27 protein-coding genes and 1 pseudogene are annotated in these 26,968 nt (G+C 60.5%); 4 read left to right on the forward strand and 24 right to left on the reverse strand.

Translation table 11 applies throughout. The annotated features are described in order from the left end of the window. From AC1DNW_RS27705 to AC1DNW_RS27735, 7 genes are all read right to left on the reverse strand, one after another. Positions 1–802: nucleoside-diphosphate sugar epimerase/dehydratase (locus tag AC1DNW_RS27705; RefSeq protein WP_477855073.1), on the reverse strand; the 802-nt coding region annotated here is incomplete at its 3' end. A 171-nt stretch (positions 803–973) separates the two neighbouring features. Further along, a complete protein-coding gene (locus tag AC1DNW_RS27710; protein ID WP_477855008.1) occupies positions 974–1,534 on the reverse strand; it encodes a sugar transferase in 561 nt (186 codons plus the stop codon). A 371-nt stretch (positions 1,535–1,905) separates the two neighbouring features. After that, positions 1,906–3,117, reverse strand: a complete 1,212-nt coding sequence (repC, locus tag AC1DNW_RS27715) for a plasmid replication protein RepC (protein ID WP_477855009.1) — start codon at positions 3,115–3,117, stop codon at positions 1,906–1,908. Positions 3,118–3,324: 207 nt separating this feature from the next. Beyond that, a complete protein-coding gene (gene repB, locus AC1DNW_RS27720) occupies positions 3,325–4,317 on the reverse strand; it encodes a plasmid partitioning protein RepB (RefSeq protein WP_477855010.1) in 993 nt (330 codons plus the stop codon). Positions 4,318–4,510: 193 nt separating this feature from the next. Continuing rightward, positions 4,511–5,731: a plasmid partitioning protein RepA gene (gene repA / locus AC1DNW_RS27725; RefSeq protein WP_477855011.1), complete on the reverse strand. Its 1,221-nt coding sequence runs from the start codon at positions 5,729–5,731 to the stop codon at positions 4,511–4,513. A 748-nt stretch (positions 5,732–6,479) separates the two neighbouring features. Then, positions 6,480–7,757 carry an L-fuconate dehydratase gene (locus AC1DNW_RS27730; protein ID WP_113300185.1) on the reverse strand — a complete coding sequence of 426 codons (1,278 nt, stop codon included), beginning with the start codon at positions 7,755–7,757 and terminating at the stop codon, positions 6,480–6,482. A 75-nt stretch (positions 7,758–7,832) separates the two neighbouring features. Next, positions 7,833–8,567 carry an SDR family oxidoreductase gene (locus AC1DNW_RS27735; RefSeq protein ID WP_477855012.1) on the reverse strand — a complete coding sequence of 245 codons (735 nt, stop codon included), beginning with the start codon at positions 8,565–8,567 and terminating at the stop codon, positions 7,833–7,835. Between AC1DNW_RS27735 and AC1DNW_RS27740 the strand changes: the two genes are divergently transcribed. The 4 genes from AC1DNW_RS27740 (at position 8,566) to AC1DNW_RS27755 (ending at position 11,212) form a co-directional block, all read left to right on the forward strand. After that, positions 8,566–8,871, forward strand: coding sequence for a hypothetical protein (locus AC1DNW_RS27740; RefSeq protein WP_477855013.1), 306 nt, complete (start codon positions 8,566–8,568; stop codon positions 8,869–8,871). The genes AC1DNW_RS27735 and AC1DNW_RS27740 overlap by 2 nt on opposite strands. A gap of 18 nt (positions 8,872–8,889) precedes the next feature. Then, complete coding sequence (locus tag AC1DNW_RS27745; protein WP_477855014.1) at positions 8,890–9,675, forward strand: IclR family transcriptional regulator; 786 nt, start codon at positions 8,890–8,892, stop codon at positions 9,673–9,675. 73 nt (positions 9,676–9,748) lie between these two features. Then, positions 9,749–10,573 carry an amidohydrolase family protein gene (locus AC1DNW_RS27750; protein WP_477855015.1) on the forward strand — a complete coding sequence of 275 codons (825 nt, stop codon included), beginning with the start codon at positions 9,749–9,751 and terminating at the stop codon, positions 10,571–10,573. 231 nt (positions 10,574–10,804) lie between these two features. After that, entirely contained in the window at positions 10,805–11,212 is a 408-nt protein-coding gene (locus AC1DNW_RS27755) for a helix-turn-helix domain-containing protein (protein WP_113300181.1), read from the forward strand. A 46-nt stretch (positions 11,213–11,258) separates the two neighbouring features. Here AC1DNW_RS27755 and AC1DNW_RS27760 read toward each other — a convergent pair whose 3' ends face one another. The 17 genes and pseudogenes from AC1DNW_RS27760 to AC1DNW_RS27840 form a co-directional block, all read right to left on the reverse strand. Further along, a complete protein-coding gene (locus AC1DNW_RS27760) occupies positions 11,259–11,525 on the reverse strand; it encodes a hypothetical protein (protein WP_113300180.1) in 267 nt (88 codons plus the stop codon). A 58-nt stretch (positions 11,526–11,583) separates the two neighbouring features. Further along, on the reverse strand, positions 11,584–12,330 hold the full coding sequence (locus tag AC1DNW_RS27765; protein ID WP_477855016.1) for a TfuA-like protein: 747 nt from the start codon (positions 12,328–12,330) through the stop codon (positions 11,584–11,586). Continuing rightward, positions 12,327–13,589, reverse strand: coding sequence for a YcaO-like family protein (locus tag AC1DNW_RS27770; protein ID WP_477855017.1), 1,263 nt, complete (start codon positions 13,587–13,589; stop codon positions 12,327–12,329). The genes AC1DNW_RS27765 and AC1DNW_RS27770 overlap by 4 nt, the downstream gene beginning before the upstream one ends. A 13-nt stretch (positions 13,590–13,602) precedes the next feature. Continuing rightward, entirely contained in the window at positions 13,603–13,746 is a 144-nt protein-coding gene (locus AC1DNW_RS27775) for a hypothetical protein (RefSeq protein ID WP_477834044.1), read from the reverse strand. A 102-nt stretch (positions 13,747–13,848) separates the two neighbouring features. After that, the gene (locus AC1DNW_RS27780) at positions 13,849–15,801 is read right to left on the reverse strand and encodes a tetratricopeptide repeat protein (RefSeq protein WP_477855074.1); all 1,953 of its coding nucleotides are present in this window, start codon (positions 15,799–15,801) and stop codon (positions 13,849–13,851) included. 158 nt (positions 15,802–15,959) lie between these two features. After that, positions 15,960–16,188: pseudogene (locus AC1DNW_RS27785) on the reverse strand (hypothetical protein); the annotation flags it as partial. Positions 16,189–16,195: 7 nt separating this feature from the next. After that, complete coding sequence (locus tag AC1DNW_RS27790; protein ID WP_477855018.1) at positions 16,196–17,008, reverse strand: aldo/keto reductase; 813 nt, start codon at positions 17,006–17,008, stop codon at positions 16,196–16,198. A gap of 313 nt (positions 17,009–17,321) precedes the next feature. After that, positions 17,322–18,221, reverse strand: coding sequence for a carboxylating nicotinate-nucleotide diphosphorylase (gene nadC, locus AC1DNW_RS27795; RefSeq protein WP_477855019.1), 900 nt, complete (start codon positions 18,219–18,221; stop codon positions 17,322–17,324). 1 nt (position 18,222) lies between these two features. Beyond that, the gene (locus tag AC1DNW_RS27800; RefSeq protein WP_477855020.1) at positions 18,223–19,767 is read right to left on the reverse strand and encodes an L-aspartate oxidase; all 1,545 of its coding nucleotides are present in this window, start codon (positions 19,765–19,767) and stop codon (positions 18,223–18,225) included. Then, positions 19,764–20,735 carry a quinolinate synthase NadA gene (nadA, locus tag AC1DNW_RS27805; RefSeq protein WP_477855021.1) on the reverse strand — a complete coding sequence of 324 codons (972 nt, stop codon included), beginning with the start codon at positions 20,733–20,735 and terminating at the stop codon, positions 19,764–19,766. Before nadA ends, AC1DNW_RS27800 begins: the two co-directional genes overlap by 4 nt. A gap of 69 nt (positions 20,736–20,804) precedes the next feature. Then, complete coding sequence (locus AC1DNW_RS27810; protein ID WP_477855022.1) at positions 20,805–21,701, reverse strand: NUDIX hydrolase; 897 nt, start codon at positions 21,699–21,701, stop codon at positions 20,805–20,807. 208 nt (positions 21,702–21,909) lie between these two features. Next, a complete protein-coding gene (locus tag AC1DNW_RS27815; protein ID WP_477855023.1) occupies positions 21,910–22,275 on the reverse strand; it encodes a cytochrome C oxidase subunit IV family protein in 366 nt (121 codons plus the stop codon). Positions 22,276–22,282: 7 nt separating this feature from the next. After that, on the reverse strand, positions 22,283–23,002 hold the full coding sequence (locus AC1DNW_RS27820; RefSeq protein WP_477855024.1) for a heme-copper oxidase subunit III family protein: 720 nt from the start codon (positions 23,000–23,002) through the stop codon (positions 22,283–22,285). An 11-nt stretch (positions 23,003–23,013) separates the two neighbouring features. Then, entirely contained in the window at positions 23,014–23,727 is a 714-nt protein-coding gene (locus tag AC1DNW_RS27825; protein WP_477855025.1) for a cytochrome c oxidase subunit 3, read from the reverse strand. Next, entirely contained in the window at positions 23,724–25,502 is a 1,779-nt protein-coding gene (ctaD, locus tag AC1DNW_RS27830) for a cytochrome c oxidase subunit I (RefSeq protein WP_477855026.1), read from the reverse strand. Before ctaD ends, AC1DNW_RS27825 begins: the two co-directional genes overlap by 4 nt. 25 nt (positions 25,503–25,527) lie before the next feature. Beyond that, entirely contained in the window at positions 25,528–26,346 is an 819-nt protein-coding gene (locus tag AC1DNW_RS27835) for a cytochrome c oxidase subunit II (protein WP_477855027.1), read from the reverse strand. 147 nt (positions 26,347–26,493) lie between these two features. Continuing rightward, a complete protein-coding gene (locus AC1DNW_RS27840; RefSeq protein WP_477855028.1) occupies positions 26,494–26,883 on the reverse strand; it encodes a c-type cytochrome in 390 nt (129 codons plus the stop codon). Positions 26,884–26,968: the final 85 nt, after the last annotated feature.

Below are 26,968 nucleotides of genomic sequence, written 5' to 3' on the forward strand. Positions count from 1 at the left end.
GCAGATCCTCGATTTCGAGTTCGCGGATATCGGAAACGGCGATGCGGCCCTGAGCGAGTGCCGTCATATCCGGCAGCGTGCGCACATTCACCCGCGCGTTGCGGATCTGCTCGAGGATCTCGTTGCGGCGCTGGCGCGATGCCGAGGGAAGAGCCAGAAGCACATTGTGGACATTGAGCGTCTGGACGAGCGCCTGGAGATCGGAAGGATCATAGATCGGCAGGCCGCCCATGATGCCGCCTTTCAGCTTGGTGTCGTCATCGAGATAGCCGACAACGCTGAGTTCATCGCTGTTGGTCAGCGCGGCAGCAAGCTGCCGGCCGGAACTGCCTGCGCCATAGATCAGCACTTTTGCCATCGCGCCCTTATGCAGGATGCGCTGATAGGTATCGCCCAGCCAGTAGCGGATGCCGAGCCGGGAAAGGCCGATCGCGATCAACAGCAGCAGCGGCTGCAGGATGCCGACCGTGCGCGGAATGCCGGGAACGCTGAGCGCGGTGAAGATCGTCGCGAAGGCAACGCCATAGATTGCAATCGCCTTCAGCACCGCCAGGAAAGCGGCAATGCCGGCATAACGAAAGATCGCCCGGTACATGCCCATGACGATGAAGATCGGCAGCGCCAGACACAGCGACACCAGAACGGCGAGCCACTGCACGCCCGTCAGGATGGTCCACTCGTTCAGGCGGAAACAATAGGCAAGCCAGATGGTGAGAACACAGAGGCTGGAATCGACGAGAAGCGCAATAATACGCTTGGCCGGACGCGGCATCGCCAGCAGCGGTCCAACCAATGCCTGCATCGACGTCCAGGACCGGCTGGTCTTTGATCCGTCGCTTGAGGGATCATCATGCATTTTTATACTGTCCACCCATCATTCCAGCCTAACTTCTTCTTGTCCTTTTCGATTTCAAGTGCAACCGAATAATCTGTAGTCGCGTGAGCAACCTGTTCATAACCTTAGGTCGTAACCTCAATGGGTTATGCCTTTGCTGCCCAATACCTTGCCAACAGTCATGGCCAGTATGCGCATATCCATGAAGAAGGAGCGGCGGTTCAGATAATCAACGTCGAACTTTACCTTTTCGGAAATCGGCAGCTCGTCACGGCCATTGACCTGCGCCCAGCCTGTCAGCCCCGGCAGCAGCGCATCGACACCTTCGGCCGTTCGCAGCGCGATCAGGTCGTCCTGGTTATAGAGCGCCGGGCGCGGGCCGACGAAACTCATCTCGCCTTTCAGGATACACCAGAGCTGCGGCAGTTCATCGAGGCTCGACTTGCGCAGGAAGCCGCCGATCGGCGTCAGGTAGCGGGAGGGGTCATCGAGCAGATGCGTAGCGACCGTCGGCGTGTCAATTCGCATGCTGCGGAATTTCGGCATCCGGAAGATCCTGTTGCGGCGGCCCACGCGGTTCGACCAGTAAAGCGCCGGTCCCGGTGAGGTCATGCGCACGCACAGTGCCGCGACGCCGATCGGAATGATCAGGATCACGGCTGCCACCAGAGCCAAAAAAAGATCCACTGCCCGCTTCACATCCGTCCTCGCCTTTTGAACATTCTTCCCGCCTCGAACGACCCGTCTGCCCTATCGTCTCCGCCCAATTCCCGTCAACGATCCTTTCCGGCTTCCGGGCGCCTTATGCGTTGTTTCTCAGGCATTTGCGGCAATTCAGCCACCACCGATCGAAACAGCGCTTTATCCAAACCATTGATAAGACCAAGCTCTCTTTTCATTGCGGAAGTTAATCCTGCCTTTATTTCCGACACCTGCGCTTTACCGAAAGAAGGATGTGCCTCTCCAATCGCCTTTATGACACCGCCAAAATTCTCCCACGGTCTTTCGGCATCTTTTTCCTTTCAAATAAACGGTCACGGCAAGCGGTTATCGACCTTGTTCAAACCCTCTCAGGCCCTGCGCGCGACCGGACTGTTCTGACGTACCAGCGCCATCAGCATTGGTCCAAGCGAGAATTCTCCGCGTGCTCCCTTGCGGGTCAGATCCCGCAGATAGCCGCCCGGTGAGTTGATATGGGTCGCCCGCTCCAGCATGCAGGCAATGGTGACAGCGGCATTTTCCCGGCCGAGACTTTCGCAGGCTGCCTGATACGTCTGCGGCGTTATCCCAAGCATGGAACGCACGGTGACGGCAGCGGTCAGGAGATCCCGCCATCCCCTGATCGGCCCTCCCTGAGCATAATCGCTGATTTGCGGGCAAGCCTGCAGGATGAGTGCAAGAGGGAATATTTTCTGGGGTCCGCTAGTATCAACTGGTTCTGTCGCAGGCGGCAGCGTTTCTGTTTGCACCGTCGCACAAGATTCTAATTCAAGATAATCTGTATCTGAATTCTGTATGTGCGGTTCATTTTGAACCACACTGGCGCTCGTTTTTTTGAAATTATCGAAGTTCGTCAACAGATTGACGATGTCAGCGCGAAGGATTTCGAGCTTCAGGCGCACGCTGTCCAGATCGCAAGCCGCGGCATTGCGGGACAGGCATGCGAGATGATGGGCGTAGGCAACCTCGACGTCGTCCCAGTTGCCGGGAACGCCTTCGGCGACTGCGGTTTCGATCAGTTTGCGGACATCGCGGCGGCAGATGGTCAGGCGCTCACGCGCACGACGGAGTGCAAGCCGGTCGGCCTCGATCTTTTGAGCCATGGCAGACAGTTCCTCGCTGCGGGCAAGAAGCGGCACCAGGCTGAAGCCGTAGGCATCTTCCAACTCGCCCGAACTCTTCCGGCGGGCAAAACGTTTGCCGTTGGCGCTGTCCTTGCGGGTGATCAGCCCGGCATCCACCAGAGCCGCCAGGTGCCGGCGCAGCGTGGTGACTGCAATACCGTGCGCCCGGACCATGAGCTGCCGGTTGGATGGAAAGACGACCATGCTCGCTTCACCGGAGAGATGGCTCTCTGGATAGAAGGAGAGAAGCGCGTTCAACACAGCCAGCGTGCGGTCGGAAATGTCGAGCAGCGGACGTGCTTCGCAGACGTCACGAAACACCTTCCACTTGTCGACGGACTTATCTGGTTTAACTGATTCGGCCTGAAGCTGACCTCTCATCAAGGCAAGCGACATCGGCCGCCGCCCGAAAGGCGTCGTGACAAATCCCGTATCCATCGTGGTTCACCTTATACAAAGGCAAATCATCGGCGCCCGCCAAAACGGCGTTCAAAAACCTTGACAGCGATTCCGGGAAGTGCGATTCTCTAGGTGCTAAACGAGAGAAGAGGGCTTCCGGATGTTTGTTCGGGGGCCTTTTTCTTTGCCTATTGGCTCCTTTTCATGACAGTTAGATCCTCATCAGCAGGCCTAGCCTGCCAACAGTTATTGTTGTGACCTGACGGCGCCGAACTCCTCGAAGAGTTCATCCAGCCGGGTCGTGAGATAATCGGCAAATTCAGGCACCATGCGTTCATCGAACGTGATACGCGTCCTGGCTCCGGAGCGTTCGATCTGCGCTGCCTTCTGACCGTGGCGCGTTTCCCAGGTTTCGCCCGTTGCCTTCTTCGCATCACGCGCCGCGATTTTGGACAATACGCGCTGCAGACGCTGATCGCTGTCGAGATCGGCAAAGGCATTGTCGTCAATGATCGCCTCCACCTTCTTCGGAGAAGAAGAGACGGCATCGACGAGAGCCAGCCATCGTGCGCGGCCAGCCTTTGGTGCCGGGCCGATCGCCAGGATCACAGTGTGCGGCACGCCACGCGCAACAGAGATATAACGGCTGAGATCCGCCTTGTCGGTCGAGAGTGCTGCGATAATGACATCGCGCGGATAACCGGCCTCTTCAAGACGATGGGCAAACAGCGCCTTCTCGATGAAGGAGAGGTCCTGCCGGTCGAGATTTTCCTTGCCCTGGGCGATGACCAGTTCATTGTCGGTCAAGCTCTGGACGATCGCCTTGACCTTGAGCCCAAGCTTTGCCGCAGCACGTAGGCGGCGGCGGCCATAGGCGATCTGGTAATGCCCTTCCTCGTCGGGATCGGGGCGCACCAGGATCGGCACCTTCTGGCCGTGTTCGGCAATGCTTGTCACAAGCGCATCAAAATCGGCATCGCGCTCGACCGGGATACGATCGCTGATCGAGGAATTGGAAATGTCCGATGGGTCGATCTCCAGAACGGAAAATCCTGACGAAATCTGCGCCTGCAGTCTTCCGACCGCACGTGCCGCTTCCGTCATCTCCTGCAGAGATGCGCCCATGGCCGAGACGGCACCAGTGCGCACCCTGTCCGGGTTTTTCTCGACACCGGCAGACGGCGCCAACGCATCCGTTTTACGCATGAAAAGTGAGTTGACCGTATCGCGTCTGCTCATCAATTCTCTCCTTTCCAGTCGGATGCGGGCAAGCCGTAATAGCGCAGTTGGGAGCTCCCAACACGCTTGATGGCTGCCGATAGACGGACGGATCTTAGCCGGATACTTACACGCCAGCCCCTCTTGTTGGGATCTCCCAACAGATCCGCTGGTCCGTCGAAACAAGGTAAATCGATATTAATCAAGGAGAGCATCATGTGCGCCCCCATGCCTGCCGGATCAGCATCTCGACCTCTCCATTGACGGCATCGAGCGCTTCCATCGCACGATCATAGGTCGAACGCGTCAGGTTCTCGCGGCCGATCTCATAGAGCGTCTGCTTGGTGAGGCCAGCATCGGAGACCGCCGCGGATTTCACCATCGCATTGGTCATGACGTGATCGTCGAACAGATTGCGCAAGAGGGCAGCGACTTTCGTCTGCGGCGCATCCTGCGGCTCGTAGCGGGTCAGCAGATAACGGATGAAATCATAATTGAGCTCGCCGCCCGCTTCCCGCACGACGGCGAGAAGGTCATGGGTCATCAGCAGAAACTGGCTCATTGACGCCACATCCAGCATCTGCGGATGCACGGTGACGATCATCGAGGTTGCGGCGCAAAGGCCGCTCAGCGTCAGGTAACCGAGCTGCGGCGGGCAATCCAGGACGACGACGTCATAATTTTCGGCAACATCGTCGAGTGCCTTGGCGACGCGCATGAAAAACACGCCTTCGCCATCCCGGTGGCCGCGGGTCAGCGCGCGTGGTGTCGTGTGCTCGAACTCCATGAGTTCGAGATTGCCGGGAATGAGATCCAGACCGTCAAAATAGGTGTTGCGCACGACCTCGGAGAGGGGACGACGCTCCTCGTCATAGCGGATCGCGGCATAGAGCGTCTCGTTCGAGCGCACATCGGTCTCCGGCATGACGCCGAGCATCGCAGACATGCTGGCCTGCGGGTCGAGGTCGAGGGCGAGCACGCGGTAACCCTGCAGGGCAAGATATTGCGCAAGATGCACGGAGGTCGTGGTCTTGCCCGATCCGCCCTTGAAGTTGGTAACGGCAATGACCTGGAGATGGTCGTTCTCGCCGCGGCGCGGCAGGAACTCATGCGCCTCACGCCCACGGGCGGAGGCGGCAAGAAGGGCACGCAGCTCATTGAGCTGGCGCAAGGAATAGAGCCGTCGGCCGTTGGTGCCGACATCGGGCTGCGGGCCTTCGCCGGCAAGCGTCATCTTTCGCAAGGTCGAATCTGAGACACCAATGAGTTTGGCAGCCTCGCCTGATGTGAAGCGGCGCAGCGTCTTACTCGCGGTCGGCGGAAACAGGGCTTCGCTGATCGCCTGCAACTGCGAGCTGATCGTCGACGCATGGGCGCCGATCGTCTCATCGACGCTACGCTGAAGGGTCCGAGAAGTCCTTTGTGCCTTGCTCACGCTCTAATCTTTCATCACGGAAAAACACCAGAAACGGCTGTTTAACCGTGACGATTACCGATCGCAGCGATTCTGGCAAGGTACTCCGGCGGAACAAGCCCTTAGCGGAAGCGGCCAGGATCATGAGTTTACGACAGAAGGATTACAATTTCCCCTGATATCTCCGTCAGTTAACAGAAATCCGATTCGCCTTGCAAAGCCGTGTCATCCCCATATGATTTTTGCGATGGACGCGGCAAAGCCGCTGTTTTGATCCCGTAGACGGGCCGCGGTCCAACCCATTGAGAAGAATCAGCTATTACTGGTCCCTAATCTTCGCCGGCAAAGGAACTGACGGCTGAGAGCCGAGAAGGTGCTGTTGCTGCAACTCTATGGGCTATGGCGTGGGATGGATCGGGGGTTCGCCTTTTCAAATCCGGAACACGAGATCGGCAGGCTGCGCCTACCTGGTGAGCGCATATGAGCAAACCGCCTTCTGACGCCCGTTCTCGATGGCTGGACGTTCGAAAATTGACCAGGAGGTGACAGAATCAATCTGCTAGATCGATTCCGTATCAACGAAAGATGTGAGAAAAAACAGCGAGTTAGAAATAGGCCAAATGGGCTACCCGAGGCTCGCAAAGGGCTCTTTCGAGCAGCCTTTACAGGCCAATCTTATAGAAGAACCGGGAGCTTTTTGCAATGGCCGGCCCTACGGCTTTCCCCAGCAGTCATGCCGGGGAAAGCCGTTGAAAAGGCGCCTACCGCCCTATCCACGGAATGTGTAGCCGGCAATCGAGGCAGGTTTCATCTCGATCGAGAAGCCGGGCCGTGTCGGCGGCATATAGGCGGCGTCCTTGATGATGCAGGGATCGAGGAAGTGTTCGTGCAGGTGGTCGACATATTCGATGACGCGGCCGTCCTTGGTGCCCGACACCGCCACATAATCGATCATCGACAGGTGCTGTACATATTCGCAGAGCCCGACACCGCCGGCATGCGGCCAGACCGGCAGGCCGAATTTCGCCGCGACCAAGAGCACGGCGAGCACTTCGTTCAGACCGCCCATGCGACAGGAGTCGATCTGCACGATATCGATCGCGCCTTCAGCGATGAACTGCTTGAACATGATGCGGTTCTGGCACATTTCGCCGGTCGCGACCTTCACCGGGGAAATGCCCTGGCGGATCTTGCGGTGGCCGGCGACATCGTCAGGGCTCGTCGGTTCCTCGATGAAGAAGGGCTTGGCGAAGGAGAGTTGCTTGACCCAGTCGATAGCCTGTCCGACTTCCCAAACCTGGTTGGCGTCGATCATCAGGTAGCGGTCCGGGCCGATCACCTCGCGGGCGATCCTCAGGCGGCGGATATCGTCCTGCAGGTCACGGCCGACCTTCATCTTGATGTGGTTGAAGCCGGCATCGATCGCTTCCTGGCAGAGACGGCGCAGCTTCTCGTCCTCATAGCCGAGCCAGCCGGCCGAGGTCGTGTAGCAGGCATACCCTTCCTTCTCGAGTGTGGCGATGCGCTCCGCCTTGCCGGCTTCGGCTTGTCTGAGGATGGCAATTGCTTCCTCGCGTGTCAGCACGTCGGTGAGGTAGCGGTAATCGACGATATCGGCGATCTCTTCGGCCGGCAATTCCGCAACGAGACGCCAGACCGGCTTGCCGGCCTCCTTGGCAAGAAGATCCCATACAGCATTGACGATGGCGCCGGTCGCAAGATGGATTGCGCCCTTCTCCGGCCCGATCCATCGAAGCTGGCTATCGCTCGTCAGATGCCGCCAGTATTTGCCGGGATGCGCCTTCACCTCCGACAGTTCTGTGCCGACGACCAGATGGCGCATCGCCTCGATCGCCGCGCAGCAGATGTCGTTGCCGCGGCCGATGGTGAAGGTCAAGCCGTGGCCGGCGAGACCTTGCTTGTCGGTCTCAAGGATTACATAGGCGGCGGAATAATCCGGGTCGGGGTTCATCGCATCGGAACCATCGAGGCTTTGCGAGGTCGGAAAGCGAAGGTCGAAGACGCGGACGTCGGTGATGCGGGTCATGATGTCTTTCCCGTTTGGCTAGGCCGTTGGGTTGGCCGGCATCCGCTTTCGCAGCGAGCCGGCCATGCGAAAAGCTCAGATCGTCCAGCCGCCGTCGATGGCGTAGGCTTGGCCGGACGTATAGGTGGCGCCCGCGAGATAGACGACGAGATCGGCGATTTCCTCCGGCGTGCCGAGGCGGCCCATCGGCTGGCGGGCGATGAAGGCGGCGCGCGCCGTGTCATAATCGCCTTGGGCGCGCATGCGGTCCTGCAGCGAGGGGCTTTCCACCGTGCCGGGGCAGATGCAGTTGCAGCGCACGCCCTGCGTGACATAATCGGCAGCGACCGACTTGGTGAGCCCGATCACGGCGGCCTTGGTGACGCCATAGGCAAAGCGGTTCGGCACGCCTTTGATGCTCGAGGCGACCGAGGACATATTGATGATCGAGCCATCCTTGCGCTCCAGCATGCCCGGCAACACTGCGCGGATGGTGCGGATCATCGCCTTGACGTTGAGATCGATGGCAAACTCGAGATCGCTATCCTTCATGTCGAGCACAGAACCGTTATGGACGATGCCGGCGCAGTTGAAGAGCACATCGACGGCGCCGATTTCGGCCACCAGTGCCTTGACCGCCGCGTCTTCGAGCACGTTGAGCTTGTGGGTGGAAATCTTGGCCTGCGCCGCCAGGGTCGCAAGAGCATCGGTATTGATGTCGGTGGCGTGCACCCTGGCGCCGGCCGCGGCGAAAGCAAGCGCGGTGGCGCGGCCGATGCCCTGACCTGCTGCGGTGATGAGAACGCTCTTGCCGGAAAGATTGCTTGTCATGTCATGGCCTCTGTGGGGATTGCGCGCGCTGGCGTTGATGCTGAAATATATCTCAAAAGGATCGGTCAGGATGCAGGCCGCGTTCGAACGCCCTCTTGGGCGACATCAGGCAGATGGTCACGATATCCCTGCGCATGGCCCTCCTCCCTCTCCCATTATCTTGTTTTTGTCTCGCCTTGGCGAGTTTTCCGGAAACGATATCCTCAAACTTGATTTGTCTGTTTATAGACAAACAGACGATAGTTCTATGGTCAAGCGCGAACTTTTTCTTTTCCGTCCGCCTGTCTGCGTATATGCAGAATGATATTCACAGGAGGGAAGAATGGAGACCGACGAGTCAGATCGCTATCGCGCTCCGGCGCTCGACAAGGGTCTCGATATTCTCGAACTTCTGGCGGGTGTCGATAGCGGCCTGACGCAGGCGGAAATCGCCAAGCGGCTGGAGCGCAGCCCGAACGAATTTTACCGCATGCTCGACCGTCTCGTGAAGCGCGGTTACGTGACGCGGCTCGATGGCGACCGTTACTCTCTCACCCTGAAACTCTTCGGCCTGGCGCAACTGCATGCGCCGGTGCGCCGGCTCGCCTCCTATGCGACGCCGCTCATGCGCGAGCTCGCCCAACGCTCCCGTCAGGCAAACCATCTGGCCGTCTTCGACCGTGGGGCTGCCGTCGTCATCGCCCAACAGGAGGCGCCCGACTATTGGGGCCTGTCGATCCGCATCGGTTCCCATATCAGCCTGTTCGACACCGGGTCCGGCCATGTGCTGCTTGCCTTCCGCAGCGACGAGGAGCGCGAGATGATGATCTCGGAGCATGTGCGCAGCCGCGAGGACGTCGACCTAGGCCCGGATTTTCACGAGCGGCTGAATCAGATCCGCAAGCGCGGCTATGAGATGATGGCGAGCGCCCAGACCGCTGGCGTCTATAATCTCTCGGCACCGGTCCTGGGGTCGGACGGACGCGGTATTGCGGCGCTCACCTGCCCCTATATCGCGCTCGTCAATGCGCCGGCAGCGCCCGATATCACCCAGGCGATCGGCATGGTGCAGAAGACGGCGGCCGAGCTTTCGGCGCTTGCCGGCGCCACCATCGCAGGACCGAGTTAAGGCAGCAGAATTTCTATTTGAACAATCCATTCACCAGAGATAGGTTGAATGCCACTCTTTGGAGGAAAAGAGCGTGTTCATCGATACCCATCTGCACGTCATCGACCGTTCGGCGCTGAGCTATCCCTGGCTTGCCGATGTGCCCTCGCTCGACCGTGATTTTCTCTACGAGACCTACGCGAGCGAAGCCAAACGCTGTGGCATCACCAAAGCGCTGCACATGGAGGTGGACGTCGATCCCGTCATCATGCAGGCCGAGACCGATTACATCAGCCGCCTCGGCGATCTGGTGGCCGGAGCGATTGTCTCCTGCCGGCCGGAAGACGACGGCTTTGCCGCCTATCTGGATCGCCAGAAAGCCGATCCCTTCGTCAAGGGCTTCCGGCGCGTGCTGCATGTGGTGCCCGACGATATCTCGGAAGGCGCGCTCTTTCGCGAAAATGTCAGAAGACTTTCCGGCACCGGTCTGACCTTCGATCTCTGCACGCTGCCGCATCAGGTGAGCAAGGTGGGCGCGCTCACCGACGCCGCGCCCGATGTCCAGTTCGTGCTCGATCATTGCGGCAATCCGGATATCAAGTCGAACGCTTTCGAGCCCTGGAGCCGCGGTATCGTCGAAATCGCCCGCCGGCCGAATATCGTCGCCAAGATTTCCGGCATCGTTACCAATGCCGACCCGACAAGCTGGACGGCTGAAAACCTGCGGCCCTATATCGAGCATGTCGTATCAAGCTTCGGCTGGGATCGAGTGGTCTGGGGTAGCGACTGGCCCGTCTGCACGCTGGCGAACGGCCTTTCCACCTGGGTCGCGGCCACCCACGCCGTGCTGTCGGGCACGGCGGAAACGGAGCGTTCGAAGCTCCTTCATGGTAATGCGCAGCGTCTGTGGAAGCTCTGAGTTTGCCCCGATAGCTCACCCAGCGTCGCGCTTTCGGAGTTCAATTCTGCCGGGTTCTCGTCTGAAGTGATCTGTCCCGACGTGCAATCCGTAGGGGCTCTCGGATGGCGCGATGTTTTGGCCCAGCCTAAACGACATGCGAACAATTGCTAGGTTGAACTAACTCGGCTAAAAGTTGTTACTGCCGGCCGTGTAAGTTGTCTGGCCGGTTTTCGCAGGAGGGAATATCAGATGAAAGAAGAACCGCATTCCGTGGACGTTCACGTCGGCAAAACGATCCGTATACAGCGACTGCTGAGAAAGGTTTCTCAGACGGAACTGGGCGATCGTGTTGGCGTGACCTTCCAGCAGATCCAGAAATACGAAAAGGGATCCAACCGCGTCTCCGCCAGCATGCTCGTCGAAATCGCCGGCGCGCTGAGCGTTGACGTCAGAACCTTCTTCGACGATCTGACGGCAGCTGCCGCCAACGCAAATGATAATCCCGCTCCGAGCGAAGAATTCGTCATTTCGCGTGAAGGCGTCCAGCTCAACGCTGCCTTTTTCTCGATCAAGAATGAGCAGCTTCGCAAGAAAATTCTCAAGCTCGTTCAGGCAATCGCCAGTACCGAGCAGATGGAAGCCGACGCTGCGGAATAACACGTCGGCCTGAATTTATAGCGATCAGTCGCACCCCGCATCGGGATTAATGGCGTTCGATCAAGATCAGATTTTCGCCAGCGTCCTTCATTGCGATCTTGGCTTTGCTGCCGACGAGTTTTTCAAGGTTCGCATCGAGTTCCCTGTCCGGATCGATGCCGTCCCAATCGATGACGACCTGCAGCAGTGCCATGTTTGTCAGGTGCATGAGATTGCGCAGCTGAAGTTTTTCAGCCTCGTCCTTGGCTGCCGACAGCAGCCGGAAGAGCCTTGCGTATTCTCTGCCTGCACCCTGGTCCCTTTTTTCAAACATTGTTTCCGCCCTCGACAACAGTCAAATCCCCACGCAGGATACCTTGGGCTTTGAACCGTTATTCGAGCGTTACAGGTTGCATCTGCTGCGTGATTTCGGCCTGCAGCAGCTCCCAATGCGAAGTTGCTGCAAAGCTCCAGTCACGCTGTGTTGACGCAAACTCACCCTTCTTCAGCCAGTCCAGCACTAGCCGGGCGTCGCTGCGTTTGCGTTCGACGCGGTTGGTGCGGATCGCCGCCAAGATCTGGTCGCGCCGCAGCTTGCGGACGAAATGGCATTCATCGACCACCTTCGAATAGGTTCGTTCGGAGAAATGCAGGAAGCGGCCGGCCAGCAGCAGCTTCTTGCGCTCGCTGACGGTAATTTCACCCTTGGCATGGAGACCTTCGATGGTCGGCTCGAAATCGACCCAGGGTACGGAAAGCGGCAGCCAGCCGAGTTCCTGCGGCGCATGGACGAGCGCCACCGCTTCGTCATCAATGAGATCGCCGGATTCGTAGTCGTCGAAGATCGAGCCGATGCCGATCATGCCGAAGATGGAACATTCAGTAGCACGCAGCGCCCCCATGCTGGAACCGCCGGCAACGGCAACGCCCTTTTCCAGTGCAAAGAGGATCTCCTTGTGCCAGACCGACGGCAGATCGCCGAAATAGCCGTCGATCAGGCCGATCGCTGTCGCCCCCTCATGCACGGCTTTCAGAATGTCGCCGCAGGCCGCGGGCGCGCGAAAATCGATATCGGGATGCTGTTTGCGGGCTTCGGCGATGTCGCCTGCAAGGCTCGGGCCGACGAACAGGATTTTCATGCCGCGGCTTCCCTGATGACGTTGACGGCGCGCAGGCCGAGCTGGATATACTGGCCGCTGATATCGACCTCGAGGCCCGGCACGATGACGCGCACGACGGAGACCGGAAGGGTGGGATGGCAAAACGGCACGGCAATGATCTGGCTGATGCCGGCGGCCCTCAGCCGGCCGGCGATATGGCGGATCGTATCCTGGATCGTCGCCGGGCGATGCGGGCGCATGGGGAAGGGTTTGAGCGCCGCATCATCGTTGCAGAGATCGACGACCTGGCGCATGCCAGCGCTGCGGTCGATCCGCTGGTAAATCCTCGGCGAGAAATCGTCACGGCTGCCGGCAATCGCCGTCAGCCGGCTCTGGGCGGCCTCGGTGATGGCGCGCAGTGCCGCGCGCACCGGATCGGGATGGCAGCCGCAACCGCCGCAGACCTGAGCCCAGCGGGCATCGACGCGATCGGAAAGATTGCCCGGAATGATGACGGCGAGAAAGGCCGGGACACCGATATCGGTGGTCATGTCGATCAGCAGCAGGCGCATGCCGGCCTGCCGGATGCGATCGACCATGACGTCGATCACGGCATCGCCGAAGGCGAGCGGATCAACGCGGTTCTGCTTGAGCTGTTCAGGGGACTTGAGCTGGGTGAGCGCCCAGGCATCGCGCTCGACCAGTTCGCAGAGCCCGTGCAAGACGGCTTCGGCTGGCGTATTGCCCGAGGCAAGGCCATCACTCGACTGTTCGAAGCCCGGTGGGCGCTCGCCGCGATGGTCGAGTCCAACCAGCCACCAGGGCACGAAAGTGGTGCTGCCAGAGAGAAGCTCGAAGCCGGAGCACCAGGGGATCTGGCCGTCGCCGATCTCGTCGGGGGCACAGCGCGCCACGCTGTCGAGATCGATCATCGCGGCCCGCTCGGCTTTCATGGTCTCAAGGCTGGCGAGCGTCAGGTCGGCAGGCGCAATTTCGGCGATGCGGGTCTCGATCGCCTCCATGGCGGCCGAGGTCATCGCCGCTTCCTTGTCGATGCCCTTGCCCTGGAAGACCGACAGCGTGTGGCTGTTCGGCCGTGTGGCGAAGGCAACCGGAATGTTCAGCACGTCGAGCCCGGTCAGCAGCCCGACGCGGGTGATGCCGAAGTCGCGCAGATGCGGTTTGATCGCCGCAAAGGTCTGCGCCGGTGTCATCGACCGGTCGTGGTAACTGTTGACGCCTGCCGAAGACCGGTTGAGGTCGGCGGCAAGCACTTCAAGGTCGGCCAAAGCAGACATGCTGATTGGTTCCTTAGCGAAACCTCAGCGCATGCGTCAGGCTTTCGAGGCCGTTTGCCGATACGGTAAGCTCATCCTGCTTGATGGCAGCCTTGGCGGCAGCGGAAAAACGAAGTGCCTGGGTCTGGATTGCGGCGTTGGTTTCAACGGTCTTCATGATCTCTCTCCGATTGGTTGGGCGGCTGGCCGCCGTTAACCATTGGAAGAGAGCATTGCCTGCGTCATTTAAGCGTTACAGGCTTCGTTAAAAGGCTGCGCTTCATGGAAGACCGGCGAGTTGCAGGCCTTTTATCAGCGGTTCGGTAAAGGCCGGATCGCGATCGGGAACGAAATGACGGATCTCTTCGCTGCGGAAATCGGGGAAGTTTTCCAGCACGACTTTGGCGTAATTTCTGGCTTTCGCGGCATCGCCCGCCATGGCGTGCGCAGCGGCGAGCAACCGGGCTGTCGCCTGTTTCGCCTTCACCGGCTCCAGCGCCTCGATCGCCTCTTCATACTCTTCGCGCATGAAGTGGATACCGCCGAGGTTCCAGTAGTAATAGTCTGGTGGCAGCGGGTTGAGCTTGAAGGCGGCCTTGCTGAGCTCCAGCGCCCGATCGAAATCGCCGTCATGGGAAAGCGCATCGGCGAAATCGGCAAGGATATCGGCATCGTTAGGATTGAGATCCTGGGCCTGCTGGAAATGCTCCAGGCTTTCGTCGAAGCGGCGGCGATAGAGCGCCACGAAGCCGAGTTCGCGATAGGCCCGACCGCTGTTCGGATCGGTCTGCCGCGCCATCCTCGCGGCGCTATAGGCCTCGTCGAGCAGGTCCCGGTCGCGCATGCCGCGGATCAGCCATTCCATGCCGAGCGCGCGCGACATGCCAGCATGGGACGGCGAGAAATGTTCATAACGGCTGAGCGACGACTTGAACCATTTGCGCGCCTGGCGCAGGTGTTGCAGGTCGGTCTGGGCAATCAACCGCTTGCCTTCGAGATAGAGGCGATAGGCGGAAGCGGGCACATCGCCGAGCGGCATCGCCAATTCGGTGCGCTCGATCGTATCGGCGAGTGTCATGACGATGCGCCGTGTGAGCTGGCTGAAAGCTTCGCTGATCTTCTGCATCGCAAAGGGAATTTCGACCGCCCACAGAACCTCAGAGGTTGCCGTGCGCGTCAGCCGGCAGGTGGCATAGACATCCTCGTCCCGGCCCTGGATCGTTACATAGACGGCATAGTCGAAGGACAGGTCGAGCGGGCCGACGGTGGCGCGCGTCGGGTCGAGGGCGCGGCTCAGCATTTCGAGGCTCGTATGGGCGGCGATCACCTTGAAGCCGCGTTGCTGGCTGAGGCCGATCGTGACATCCTCGAGCAGTGCGCGGCCGACACGCTCCATCAGCGGATCGGTGAAGATGCTTTCGGGGGGCAGAATGACGATGCGCGGCTGGCCAGCCGGATCGATCAGCAACTCCGAGGTGGGACGCGGACGTTCTGTTGCCGGCTGCGCGGCGGCCAGGATGCCGAGTTCACGGGCAAGCGCCGTCGTAGCCCCGTCCGGCTCGATATCGAAATCGTTCTTCAGCTGGCTGCGGCACTTCAGATAGGCCTGACGCGCCGCCGGCAGGTCGTTCATGCGGGCATGGGCGCGCATCAGCGCCCGGCAGGCGATCTCATTGGCGGAATCGAGCTCGATCAGCCGCTTGGCAAAGGCGATCAGTTCCTCGTCCGGGCGCTCGTCGTCACTTTCCAGCAGGCGGACAAGATGGGCCGAGCGCGCTTCGTCGATGCGCTGGCGCTCGAAGGTCAGCCAGTCTTCTGCGCCCTGCGTCGGGGATTTGACGCTTTCGAGCAGTTCGCCGAGCAGGATGCCGCTTTCGGCCGGCTCCAGCACATCCTTCCGCTTGAGGATATTGAGGTCGATCTCCCAGCCCGGTGCCAGTCCCAGATGGGTGCGCGTGGCGGTGAGCAAAGGCGGCAGGCCTTCGGGAATGCTCTGCTCGATGCGGGAGAGGAGCTGGCGTAGGCTGCCGGCGCGTTTTTCGGGAAGTTCGGATTGCCAGAGCTGGCATCGGATGGTTTCGCGGTCGACCAGCGGCTCCGACGACAGCGCTAACATTGCCAGCAGGAAGTAGGATTTTTCGGGTAAGGGAAGCTCAGTCCCGGCGACCAACAATTGCGGCCTGCCGAGCAGACATAGTCTGTTCGCTTTCACTTCCCCGGTTGACCCGTCCATCACGGTTCTCACCTTCAAAAGCCAGAACGCCTGGAGCGCACCGGCCGATTGGATGATGTTAGAGTGAATAGCGGGCAACGGGAAGCGCTTTTGCTTTGAAGGAGCAAGATTTTCATCGAATATTTACGGTCGCGGCAGGTGCTTGCTGCCGGCATACTTTACGAATGCTGCATATGGGCGTGAGACACCGCTCTATTTTGGAACATGCGGACCGGCGATGCCGCCATATATTCGTCCTGTGTTGCAGCTTCCTCTGCCTAGATTTAAGCCCCTTTTTGCTGCGCCGCCAGAGCACCTCTTCGGCGTGCCTGGCCCATTCATGTTGGACGAGATATTCGATCTCGGTCTCACAGAGATCGGATCCGACAGCCTGCCGAGATCACCGATCAAACACCTAGTCCCACTTCGGGCCCCAGTCCGGATCGACGACGCGGTGATTGCGGTCGATGGTCTCGATATGGGAGATTTCCTGAGCTGAAAGCCTGATCGAGCTTGCCTTGAAGTTCGAGCGGATGCGTTCCGGCCTGCCCGATGTCGGGATGGTGCAATAGCCCTTGGCAAGCTCGAAGGCGATCGCCACTTGTTCCGGCGTCGCATCGTGTTTTTCACCGATCGCGCGCAGCACCGGCTCGTCGGAAAGGATGCCACGGGCGATCGGCAGATAACAGGTGACCAATATTTCCTTTTCCCGGCAGTAGTTTGCGAGCTTCTTGTTCTGCAGGATCGGGTTAAGTTCGAACTGGTTGTTGGTGATCCTACCCTTGCCGAGCAGCGCTTCCGTCTCCTCCAGCAGGGCAATCGTGAAGTTCGAAACGCCGATCAGCTTCGTCAGGCCGCGGGCCTGCGCCTCGGCGATCTGGGTGATGTAGACTTCGAGCGGAATGCGGCCATTGGGCGACGGCCAGTGGATCAGTGTCAGGTCCACCTGATCGACCTTGAGCGTCTCTAGGCTCTTTTCCAGAGAAGGGACGAGTGCGCCGGGATCGAAATTGTCGGTCGAAATCTTCGTGGTCAGAAAAACCTCGTCTCGGTCAAGGCCAGAGCGGCGCAGCGCTTCGCCGACTTCGAATTCGGTGTCATAGGTTTGCGCGGTATCGAGATGCCGGTAACCGGTTTCGAGCGCGCAGAGGATTGCATCGATACCCTCCGTGCCGTTCCGCCCAAAGGTGCCAAATCCCATCAATGGAATAACGTTATGTTTTTCCAAGAGTATCTCCTCCATTTCGCCTCACTCCGCCAGAGACTTGCCGAGCTTTGCAACAGCTTGCGGCGAAGTCCAGCGAAAAACGCCTGTTGGTCTCAGGCAAATTTCCGGCCTGGTCCAGCGACGGTACAAGCCTGGAATTCGGACGTTGAATCCAGGAGGCGGCGGTGCGGACCGCGGGTTTCGGCAGGACGAAGGCGCGATGCCATTGTGACACCGTGAAGGACCTCGGTGTCATGATCGGACTTCTGGAGTTCAACTCCGATATGGAGCCGCAGCCCCACTCGGCTTGAGCGGCTCAGGCGGCCAAATCTCTCTAGAAGGCTTGGGCGACCCGGCGCAACAGCGTCTCGCTTTCGATATCGGCTTCGACAAAATCGAGGCCGATATCGAGCACCGGGGCGCTGTGTGTGAGCCAGCCGACAGAGATCAGGTCGACGCCTGAGGCGGCAATGGCAGGTGCCGTTCTGGGCGTCACGCGGCCTGAGGCCTCGGTGATCGCACGCCCGGCAACGATGTCGACTGCCTCGCGGAGCTGATCGGGCGTCATATTGTCGAGAAGGACGGCATCGATCCCCTCGGCCATGGCTTCATGGAGCTGATCGAGCGTGTCGACCTCCACCTCGATCTTGACCATATGGCCGACACCGGTCTTGGCGCGGCGGATTGCTTCCGAAACTCCGCCGGCGATGGCGACATGATTGTCCTTGATCAATACCGCGTCACTGAGTGCGAAGCGGTGGTTCATGCCGCCGCCGGCACGCACGGCATATTTTTCCAGCGCCCGGAGACCGGGCGTCGTCTTGCGGGTGCAGACGACAGAGGCTTTCGTATCCCGGATCGCGGTGACGATGCCTGCCGTCACCGTGGCGATCCCGGAGAGATGGCCGAGGAAGTTCAGTGCCGTGCGCTCCGCCGCCAGAAGTCCGCGCGACGGGCCTTCGATGGTGGCGATCACGCTGCCCGGCTGCACCGTGGCACCATCCGGCAGATGCCGTTTCAGGGTGATGGCGGGATCGACGAGCTGGAAGGCCAGCTCTGCTGCATCGAGGCCTGCAACGACGCCCGGCTGGCGGGCGGCCATGACGACCGTCGAGCGATGATCTGAGGGGATGACGGCTGCCGAGGTGATATCCCCGGCAAGGCCGAGATCTTCGACAAGAGCTGAACGCACCAGCGGCTCGACAATGACGCGCGGAAGGGAAGCGAAGTTCATCTCAGGCACTCCTTGCAAGGGGATGGGAGGCGGTGGCCCGGGCAATTTCCAGGGTTTCGGCAAGCGTCATTGCCCGCCGTACGACTTCAGCACGCTTCAACGGGAAGTCGGTGCGGGCATGGGCGCCGCGCGATTCTGTCCGAAGGCTGGCAAAGACGGCAATCAATAGCGCAACAATCGCCGGATCGGCGGCCGGGCCGTCGCCTTCGACCAGCGGCAGCAGGCTTGCGACGGCGCCGTGGATCGCGCCTGCATTGCGCAGCACGCCGAGATGGCGCGAGACGATCAGCCGGACAAGCGAGGCATCGGCCACGACCGGCAGCGGATAGGCAGCTTGGGTCACAGGCGTGCTTGCTGCCGGAGCTGCGAGAATGTCGCATCCTGCGCGCATGCCCATGACGGCAGCCTCCAGCAGCGAATTGCTTGCAAGCCGGTTTGCGCCATGCAGCCCTGTCGATGCCGCCTCGCCGGCAACCCAGAGGCCGGCAACGGAACTGCGGCCGGCGGCATCGGTGGCGACACCGCCCATGTGGTAGTGAACGGCGGGGCGAACGGGGATGAGTTGACGACTGGCATCAATGCCGGCTTCCCGGCAGAGCGCATCGATGACCGGGAAGCGCGTGGCAAAACGATCTCCAAGTGCCACTCGGGCGTCGAGGAAGACCCTGCCACCGCGCGCGAGTTCAGCACTGATGGCACGCGCCACGACATCGCGCGGCGCAAGTTCTGCGCCTGGCACGCCAGCCATGAAGCGCTCGCCGCTTTCGTTGACGAGCACGGCACCCTCGCCGCGGACAGCTTCGCTGACCAGCGCCAAAGGCTGGCGGCGGGAATCGAGCGCAGTCGGGTGAAACTGCACGAATTCCATGTCAGCGAGTACCGTGCCAGCGCGCGCCGCAAGCATGATGCCCTGCCCGAAATTGCCCATTGGATTGGTGGACGCTTCATAAAGCCCGCCGATACCACCGGTCGCCAGCACGATCCGCCGCGTTGGCAGAGTGACGGCGCCGCTGTCCCCGGTGCAGAGGAGCCCGGTCACGCCACTCTCGTCGGTCAGGATACGGCGGGCTTCCTGACCTTCGAGCACCGTGACGGAAGGTGTCGCGATAACGGCTGCGACCAGCGCGCGGACGATCGCAGCACCCGAGCCATCACCTTCCGCATGCACGATGCGACGGCGGCTATGGGCGGCCTCCAGACCCAGCGAAAAGCTGCCATTGGCCGTCTTATCGAAGCGGACCCCGGCCCGCTCCAGCGCGGCGATGGCCGCCGGCGCTTCGGCGACGATGCCGGCGGCGATAACGGGATCGCAAAGCCCGTCGCCGGCAGCAAGCGTGTCGGCGAGATGCAGCTCGGCGCTGTCATCGGCTCCGAGACTGGCGGCGATGCCCCCCTGTGCCCAGGCGCTCGACGTCTGCGCGCCCAGGGCCGCGCGGGTGACGATGATAACGGGCTCTGGGGCAAGGGCCAGCGCCGTCATCAGGCCCGCGAGGCCGCTGCCGACGATGACGGTGCGGCCGGTGAGTCGATCGGCAATCTCGCTCATATTGCCAGCATCCTCTCCACAGCCCGACGGGCAGCGACAGCGACCGCGGGATCGACGGTCACTTCGTGGCGGTTTTCTTCGAGCGCCGTGCGGATGTTGGAGAGCGTGATGCGCTTCATGTGCGGGCAGAGATTGCAGGGGCGAATGAACTCGACATCGGGGTGATGCACGGCAACATTGTCGCTCATTGAGCACTCGGTCAGCAGCACGACGCGGGCCGGCTTCTTCTGCCTGACATAATCGGACATGACGGCGGTGGAGCCCGCGAAATCAGCTTCAGCCACGACATCCGGCGGGCATTCGGGATGGGCGAGCACCGTCACGCCGGGGTGGTTTTCCCGCAGCTGGCGCACATCCTCGGCAGTGAAGAGCTCATGGACCTCGCAATGGCCATGCCAGGCGATGATCTCGACATTGGTTTCCTTTGCGACATTCTGGGCAAGATACTCGTCGGGGATCATCAGCACCTTCGGCACGCCGAGGGATTCAACCACCTGTTTGGCATTGCCCGAGGTGCAGCAGATATCGGAGGCGGCTTTGACGGCAGCCGATGTATTGACATAGGTGATGATGGGCACGCCGGGATGGGCCTGGCGCAGCAGGGCGATATCTTCCGGGGTGATCGAATCTGCCAGCGAACAGCCGGCACCCATATCGGGGATCAGCACCGTCTTTTCCGGGTTCAGGAGCTTTGCCGTCTCTGCCATGAAATGCACGCCGGCCAGCACGATTACGTCGGCATCGACTTCGATTGCTTTTCTGGCGAGCGCCAGGCTGTCGCCGACGATATCGGCAACGCCATGGAAGATCTCCGGCGTCTGGTAATTATGCGCCAGGATGACCGCATTGCGCTTACGCTTCAGTTCCAGGATTGCTTCGACATCGTCCTGAAACGTCATCCATTCGGCTTTGGGAATGACGCGGCTGACGCGGTCATACAGGGAAGACGCGGATACGAGGTGGTTCATGGCCGGCTCCTAATTATGCTCGATTTGAGCATATCTCAGGTAAAGAGATATTCTCATGGTGAGCATATGTCAATTGCGGGAGAGCGGTAATTTCGTTCCGGCGAGCGCGCGCTCTTCGAGGATAGTCTGGCGGAAGCGGAAAAGCTTGGCCGGCCGGCCGCCGGTTTCGCTCGTCGCCTCGCCCGTTTCCTCCACCAACTCCTGCTGTTCGATCAGGCGGCGGAAGTTCTGCTTGTGCAGCGTCAGGCCGGCCAGCGCCTCGACGGCCCGCTGCAATTGAAGCAGGGTAAAACTCTCGGGCATCAGTTCGAAGACAACAGGCCTGTACTTGATCTTGGCGCGAAGCCTTGCAATCCCGGTTGCCAGAATACGGCGGTGGTCGGCAAACATCGGCCGGCCGAGATTGTCTTCCCTGCCGCAGCCGGCTTCAGTGACGAGGCCCGCCTCATAAAGCAGTTCGTAGCGCTGCAGCGTCAGATCCTCGTTCCAGCCACCGCCGTCGAGCCCGAAGGTGAAATCGGCGCGGCGATGGCGGTATTCGCGCTTTGCCGGATCGGCATCGGCCCAAAGCCGCAGGCGCGCAACAAGCTCATCGAGGATGGTAGGGCGTCCGTCGCGATGGTCCTCCCAGGGGAAATATTCGTACCAGCCGTGCCATCCTGGCCGTCCCGCCCCCATCTGTTCGTTGACGAGGCCGAGATAGCTGATCGAAATGGTTCGCCCGCCCTGGATATCATTGTTCCGGTCGCGGTCGGCAAAGGTGTAGAGCTGCTCCAGAAAACCGACCGGATGGGCGGTCTGTTCCTGGATCCATTCGCGCAAGCCCGATTGCAGCGTGCGATGGCCCATTTCGAAGGAACCTGACGGCAGCGCATCGCCCCTCTGGATCGTCATGACGCGCGGCTCGTCGCCCGTCACCGCGACGAGAACCGCGATCAATTCCGCATGTGCAAAGCCTATCGTCACCGGTTACCGAGAATCTGTTCCTGATGGATCTATTCTCTGACATAGGCTGGCACTGATGCCAATGGAACTCCACCTTCTCCCTCAGCGGAGAGAAGTGCCGGCAGGCGGAAGGGAAGTGGGGCGGTGCTTTCACCGAATTCTGCGAAACGATCCGGCAATGATTGCTCTCGCCGCAACTTTTCCGTGGCTCATGGAGCCGCCCGCCCTTCTACGGCCCGGCTCCAAAAAAGGCGAGCCGGGTCAAGATCGTATAGTCCGCTTCCGATACCATCAACGCCACGAAAACCAGCACCAGCACCGGCGGCAGCAGGATGGCGTAGACCAGCGCCAGCCGCTCCCAGGCCATGTGCATGAAGACGGCGACGATCAGCCCGGCCTTCAGCATCATGAACAGCAGGATGAGCGTCCACCTCAAGTAGCCCTGGATACCGAGATAATCGACCATGTAGGACGCCGCGCTGAGCACGAAGAGCAGGCCCCAGACGAGGAGATAGAGTCTGATCGGATGCTGCTGTCCGGTATGTGCCTGAGCATGCGCCGTTTGGGTTTGTGCATGCGCCGTTGTCTCGCTCATGACGACCTCACCACAGATAGAAAAATGCGAAGATGAAGACCCAGACAAGGTCGACGAAATGCCAGTAGAGACCCATGATCTCGACGGCCTCGTAGCGGCCTTTCCGGCTGGTGAAGAAGCCGCGCCGTTCCACGTCGAAATCGCCCCGCCAGACCTTGCGGGCGATGATGAGGAGGAAGATGACGCCGATTGTGACATGGGTGCCGTGAAAGCCGGTGATCATGAAGAAGGTCGATCCGAACTGCGCTGCCCCCCACGGGTTTTCCCAGGGGCGCACGCCTTCAGTGATCAGCTTCGTCCATTCGAAGGCCTGCATGCCGACGAAACATGCGCCCAGAAGCGCCGTTAGCAGCATCAGGACAGCTGTCTTGTGGCGGTCGCGGCGATAGCCGAAATTGACCGCCATCGCCATGGTGCCGCTGCTGGAGATCAGCACGAAGGTCATGATCGCGATCAGGATCAGCGGAACGTCCTGGCCGCCGATATGCAGCGCGAAGACCTCGCTCGGATTGGGCCAGGGGACCGGCGTCGACATGCGGGCGGTCATATAGGCGATCAGGAAACAGCCGAAGACAAAGGTGTCGCTGAGCAGAAAGATCCACATCATCGCCTTGCCCCAGGAGGCGGTCTTGAAGGCGCGCTGATCCGAGCTGAAATCGGCCGCGACACCCCGAAGGCCCACCGGCCTGAGGCCGGGTTCGCCGTGTGTCTGGACAGGATGTGCCATCTGCAAATCTCCTAGTTCAGTAATGTGCGGCAGAGATCGACGAAATCATTCGCCCAGCCGGCAAAAAGCGCGAAGAGCAGGAGCCAGACGGCGAGCATGAAATGTGAATAGATGGCCGAGAGGTCGACGCTGAGCCGCAGCCTCTCCGGTTGAACGTCGGCTGAAAATGCCCTGAACGTCGTGTGCGCGAGCACGGCAAGCCCGCCCAGAATATGCAACCCGTGCAGTCCGGTCAGCATGTAGAAGAAGCTGTTGGCGGGATTGTCGGCAAGCACATAGCCGGCTGCCGTAAGCTCCCGCCATGCCTGGATCTGCCCGACGAGGAAGAAGACGGCAAGCGCAAGGCCTGTCACAAGCGCCGGCCGCAGGCTTTCCATGTGGCCATTCCGTGCTTCACGTTTGGCCCATTGCAGCGCGGCACTGCTCAAGGCGAGTGCTGCGGTGTTCACCCAGAGCAGGCGCGGAACCGGCATCCCCCACCAGTCGGCCGATGCCATGCGCATGAAATAGGCGCTGACGGCAAGGCTGAAGATCGCTCCAACGACGCCGAGAAACACGAAGAGGCCGATCTTCACCGCCGGCACCGGCGGCCGGTCGATGCCATGACGATCCGGCAGTTGCACCGAGCCGGTTTCGAGCCACGGCTTCGAGGTTAGCCGCTGCCCGGCCAGCCACCAGATGATGATGGCGGCGATGGCGGCGAGAAAAAGCAGGATGACGTTCATGCCGGAACCTCGCGGGTGACGCCATCGCTTGCCGGCACATTCTGCGGGATGAAATCTTCCGCCGCGCCCGGCACGCTGTAATCATAAGCCCAGCGGTAGACGACAGGCAGATCCTTGCCCCAGTTGCCATGCGCGGGCGGCGTCTGCGGCGTCTGCCATTCCAGCGTCGTTGCCCGCCATGGATTGCCGCCTGCCTCCCTGCCCCGGAAAAGGCTCCAGACAAGATTGAACAGGAACACCATCTGCCCGGCCCCGACGACGAGCGCCATGACGGTGATGAAGATATTCAGCGTATGGGCCGAGGGCGGAACGAAAGCCGTCTCTCCCATCTCGAAATAGCGGCGCGGCACGCCGAGCAGGCCGAGATAATGCATCGGAAAGAAGATGGCATAGGTGCCGAGGAAGGTGATCCAGAAGTGAATCTGGCCGAGCGTCTCGTCCAGCATGCGTCCCGTCACCTTCGGATACCAGTGATAGATCGCCCCGAAGATGACGAGGATCGGCGCGACCCCCATGACCATGTGGAAATGCGCGACGACGAACATCGTATCCGACAGCGGCACGTCGACGACGACGTTGCCGAGGAAGAGACCGGTGAGCCCGCCATTGACGAAGGTGACGATGAAGGCGAGCGCAAAGAGCATCGGCAGCGTCAGGTGAATGTCGCCGCGCCACAGCGTCAGCACCCAGTTATAGACCTTGATCGCCGTGGGCACGGCAATGATCAGCGTCGTGGTGGCAAAGAAGAAGCCGAAGGCCGGGTTCATGCCGCTGACATACATATGGTGTGCCCAGACGACGAAGCTTAAGCCCCCGATGATGACGATCGCCCAGACCATCATGCGGTAGCCGAAGATGTTCTTGCGCGCATGCGTGCTGATCAGGTCCGAAACGATCCCGAAGGCCGGCAGCGCCACGATATAGACCTCCGGATGGCCGAAGAACCAGAACAGGTGCTGGAAGAGGATCGGGCTGCCGCCGCCATGCTGGAGCTGCGTGCCCATCTCGACGATGGCAGGCATGAAGAAGCTGGTGCCGAGCACGCGGTCGAAGAGCATCATGACGCAGGCGACGAAGAGCGCGGGAAAGGCGAGCAGCGCCATCACGGTCGCAGTGAAGATGCCCCAGACGGTGAGCGGCATCCGCATCAGCGTCATGCCGCGCGCACGGCCCTGCAGCACCGTCACCACATAGTTCAGGCCGCCCATGGTGAAGCCGATGATGAAGACGATCAGCGAGGTGAGCATCAGGAGGATGCCCCAGTCCTTACCACCAGGCGTGCCTGACAGAACCGATTGCGGCGGATAAAGCGTCCAGCCGGCCCCGGTCGGGCCACCGGGGGCGAAAAAGCCCGCGACCAGGATCAGCACGGCGACGAGGTAGATCCAGTAGCTCAGCATGTTCGCGTAGGGGAAAACCATGTCGCGCGCGCCGACCATCAGCGGAATGAGGTAATTGCCGAAGCCGCCGAGGAACAGCGCGGTCAACAGATAGATCACCATGATCATGCCGTGCATGGTGATGAACTGATAATAGTGATCGGCATCGATGAAAGAGAGAGCGCCGGGAAAGGCGAGTTGAATCCGCATCAGCCAGGAGAGCACCAGCGCCACCAGGCCGATCGCGATCGCCGTCACCGAATATTGCACGGCGATGATCTTGGCGTCCTGGCTGAACACGTATTTCGTCCACCAGCTTCTCGGATGATAGAGCTCGACATCCTCGACTTCGGCGGATGGGATGGCGCCCGCGCTGCCGGATGGAATCTCGACCATGATCTCTCTTCCTTCCTTTGCCGGTTCAGTTTGCCGGCGGCGGCTCTCCCGATGACGCCGTGAGCTGGGTGAATGTCTGCTGCTGCCCGAGCCAGGTCTGGTAGTCCGCGTCGTTATCGACGACGACGGTGCCGCGCATTTGCGGATGGCCGACACCGCAGAGTTCGGCGCAGAGGATCTCGAAGGTCCCCGTGTGCGTCGGCGTGAACCAGAAATAAGTGATCATGCCGGGGATCATGTCCATCTTGGCGCGGAATTCCGGCACGTAGAAATCGTGGAGCACATCGACGGAACGCAGCAAAATGTGCACCGGTTTGCCGATCGGCAGATGCAGTTCGCCGCCCTCGATGATGACATCGTCGAGGCCGCCTGCGTCGTTCCTGTCGAGACCGAGCGGATTTTCAGGGCTGACATCGCGCGTCTCGGCACGGCCGAGCTTGCCGTCCGCGCCCGGCAGGCGGAAACTCCAAAGCCATTGCTGGCTGACGACCTCGACGGATGCGGCATCGGCAGGAACCGTGATGAACTGGTTCCACACGATCAGGCCGGGCGCCAGCATGGCCGCCACGCCGACCGCCGTTCCTCCTGCCAGCAGCAATTCCAGCCGGCGGTTCTCCGGCTCATAGTGAGCGCGGTTGCCCGGTCTGTGTCGGAAGCGGAAGACGCAATAGGCCATGAAGGAAATCACCGCCACAAAGACGATGCCGGTGATCCAGAAGGTAATGATCAGCGTGCTGTCGATATAGGTCCAGTTGGACGCGATCGGCGTCCACCACCACGGGCTGAGCACATGGAACAGCACGGAGCCGACGACAATCAGGACGAGAATCAGCACGACAGCCATTTCTGCTCCTCCTCGAGCAGGTTGACCCGTGAAACCGCATTCCGCAAAAAGTCCGTGTTTATTATCGCACAGATAGAAAATATCGGCAATTACGGCAATTTAGGCATGCGCCGCCGATCAAAGGCCCGTCATTTGGAGTATTGCCCATCACTGAGAATATTGTTTGAGATAGGCGATGAGGTCGGTGATCTCCTGATCGTCCTTCACGCCGACGAAGGCCATCTTTGTGCCCTTCACCTTTGCTTTCGGATTGTGCAGATAGTCGCGCAGCACTGTCTCGTCCCAGACGAGACCGCCTTCGCCGGCCGCCTTCATTGCGGGCGAGTAGGCGAAGTCGGGATGCGTTCCGGCCTTTCGACCGAACACCTTGTTCAGCGACGGACCGACCTTGTTCGTATCGGATTCAACGACATGACAGGTCGCGCATTTCTTGAAAACAACGGCACCTGCCGTCGCATCACCCTCCTGCGCCCCTGACTTACCAGGGGAAAGGGCAATCACGGATAAGCCGATCAGCAGAACAACACGGTAATCCACGGCAAACCTCATCCTCCTCAAGGTCGCCAAGCCACTCGCACTCGCCGTGGCATTGGCGCGCGGACGGTGGCTGGGATGCCGCAAA

Source organism: Rhizobium sp. 05L429 (genome assembly GCF_056397645.1).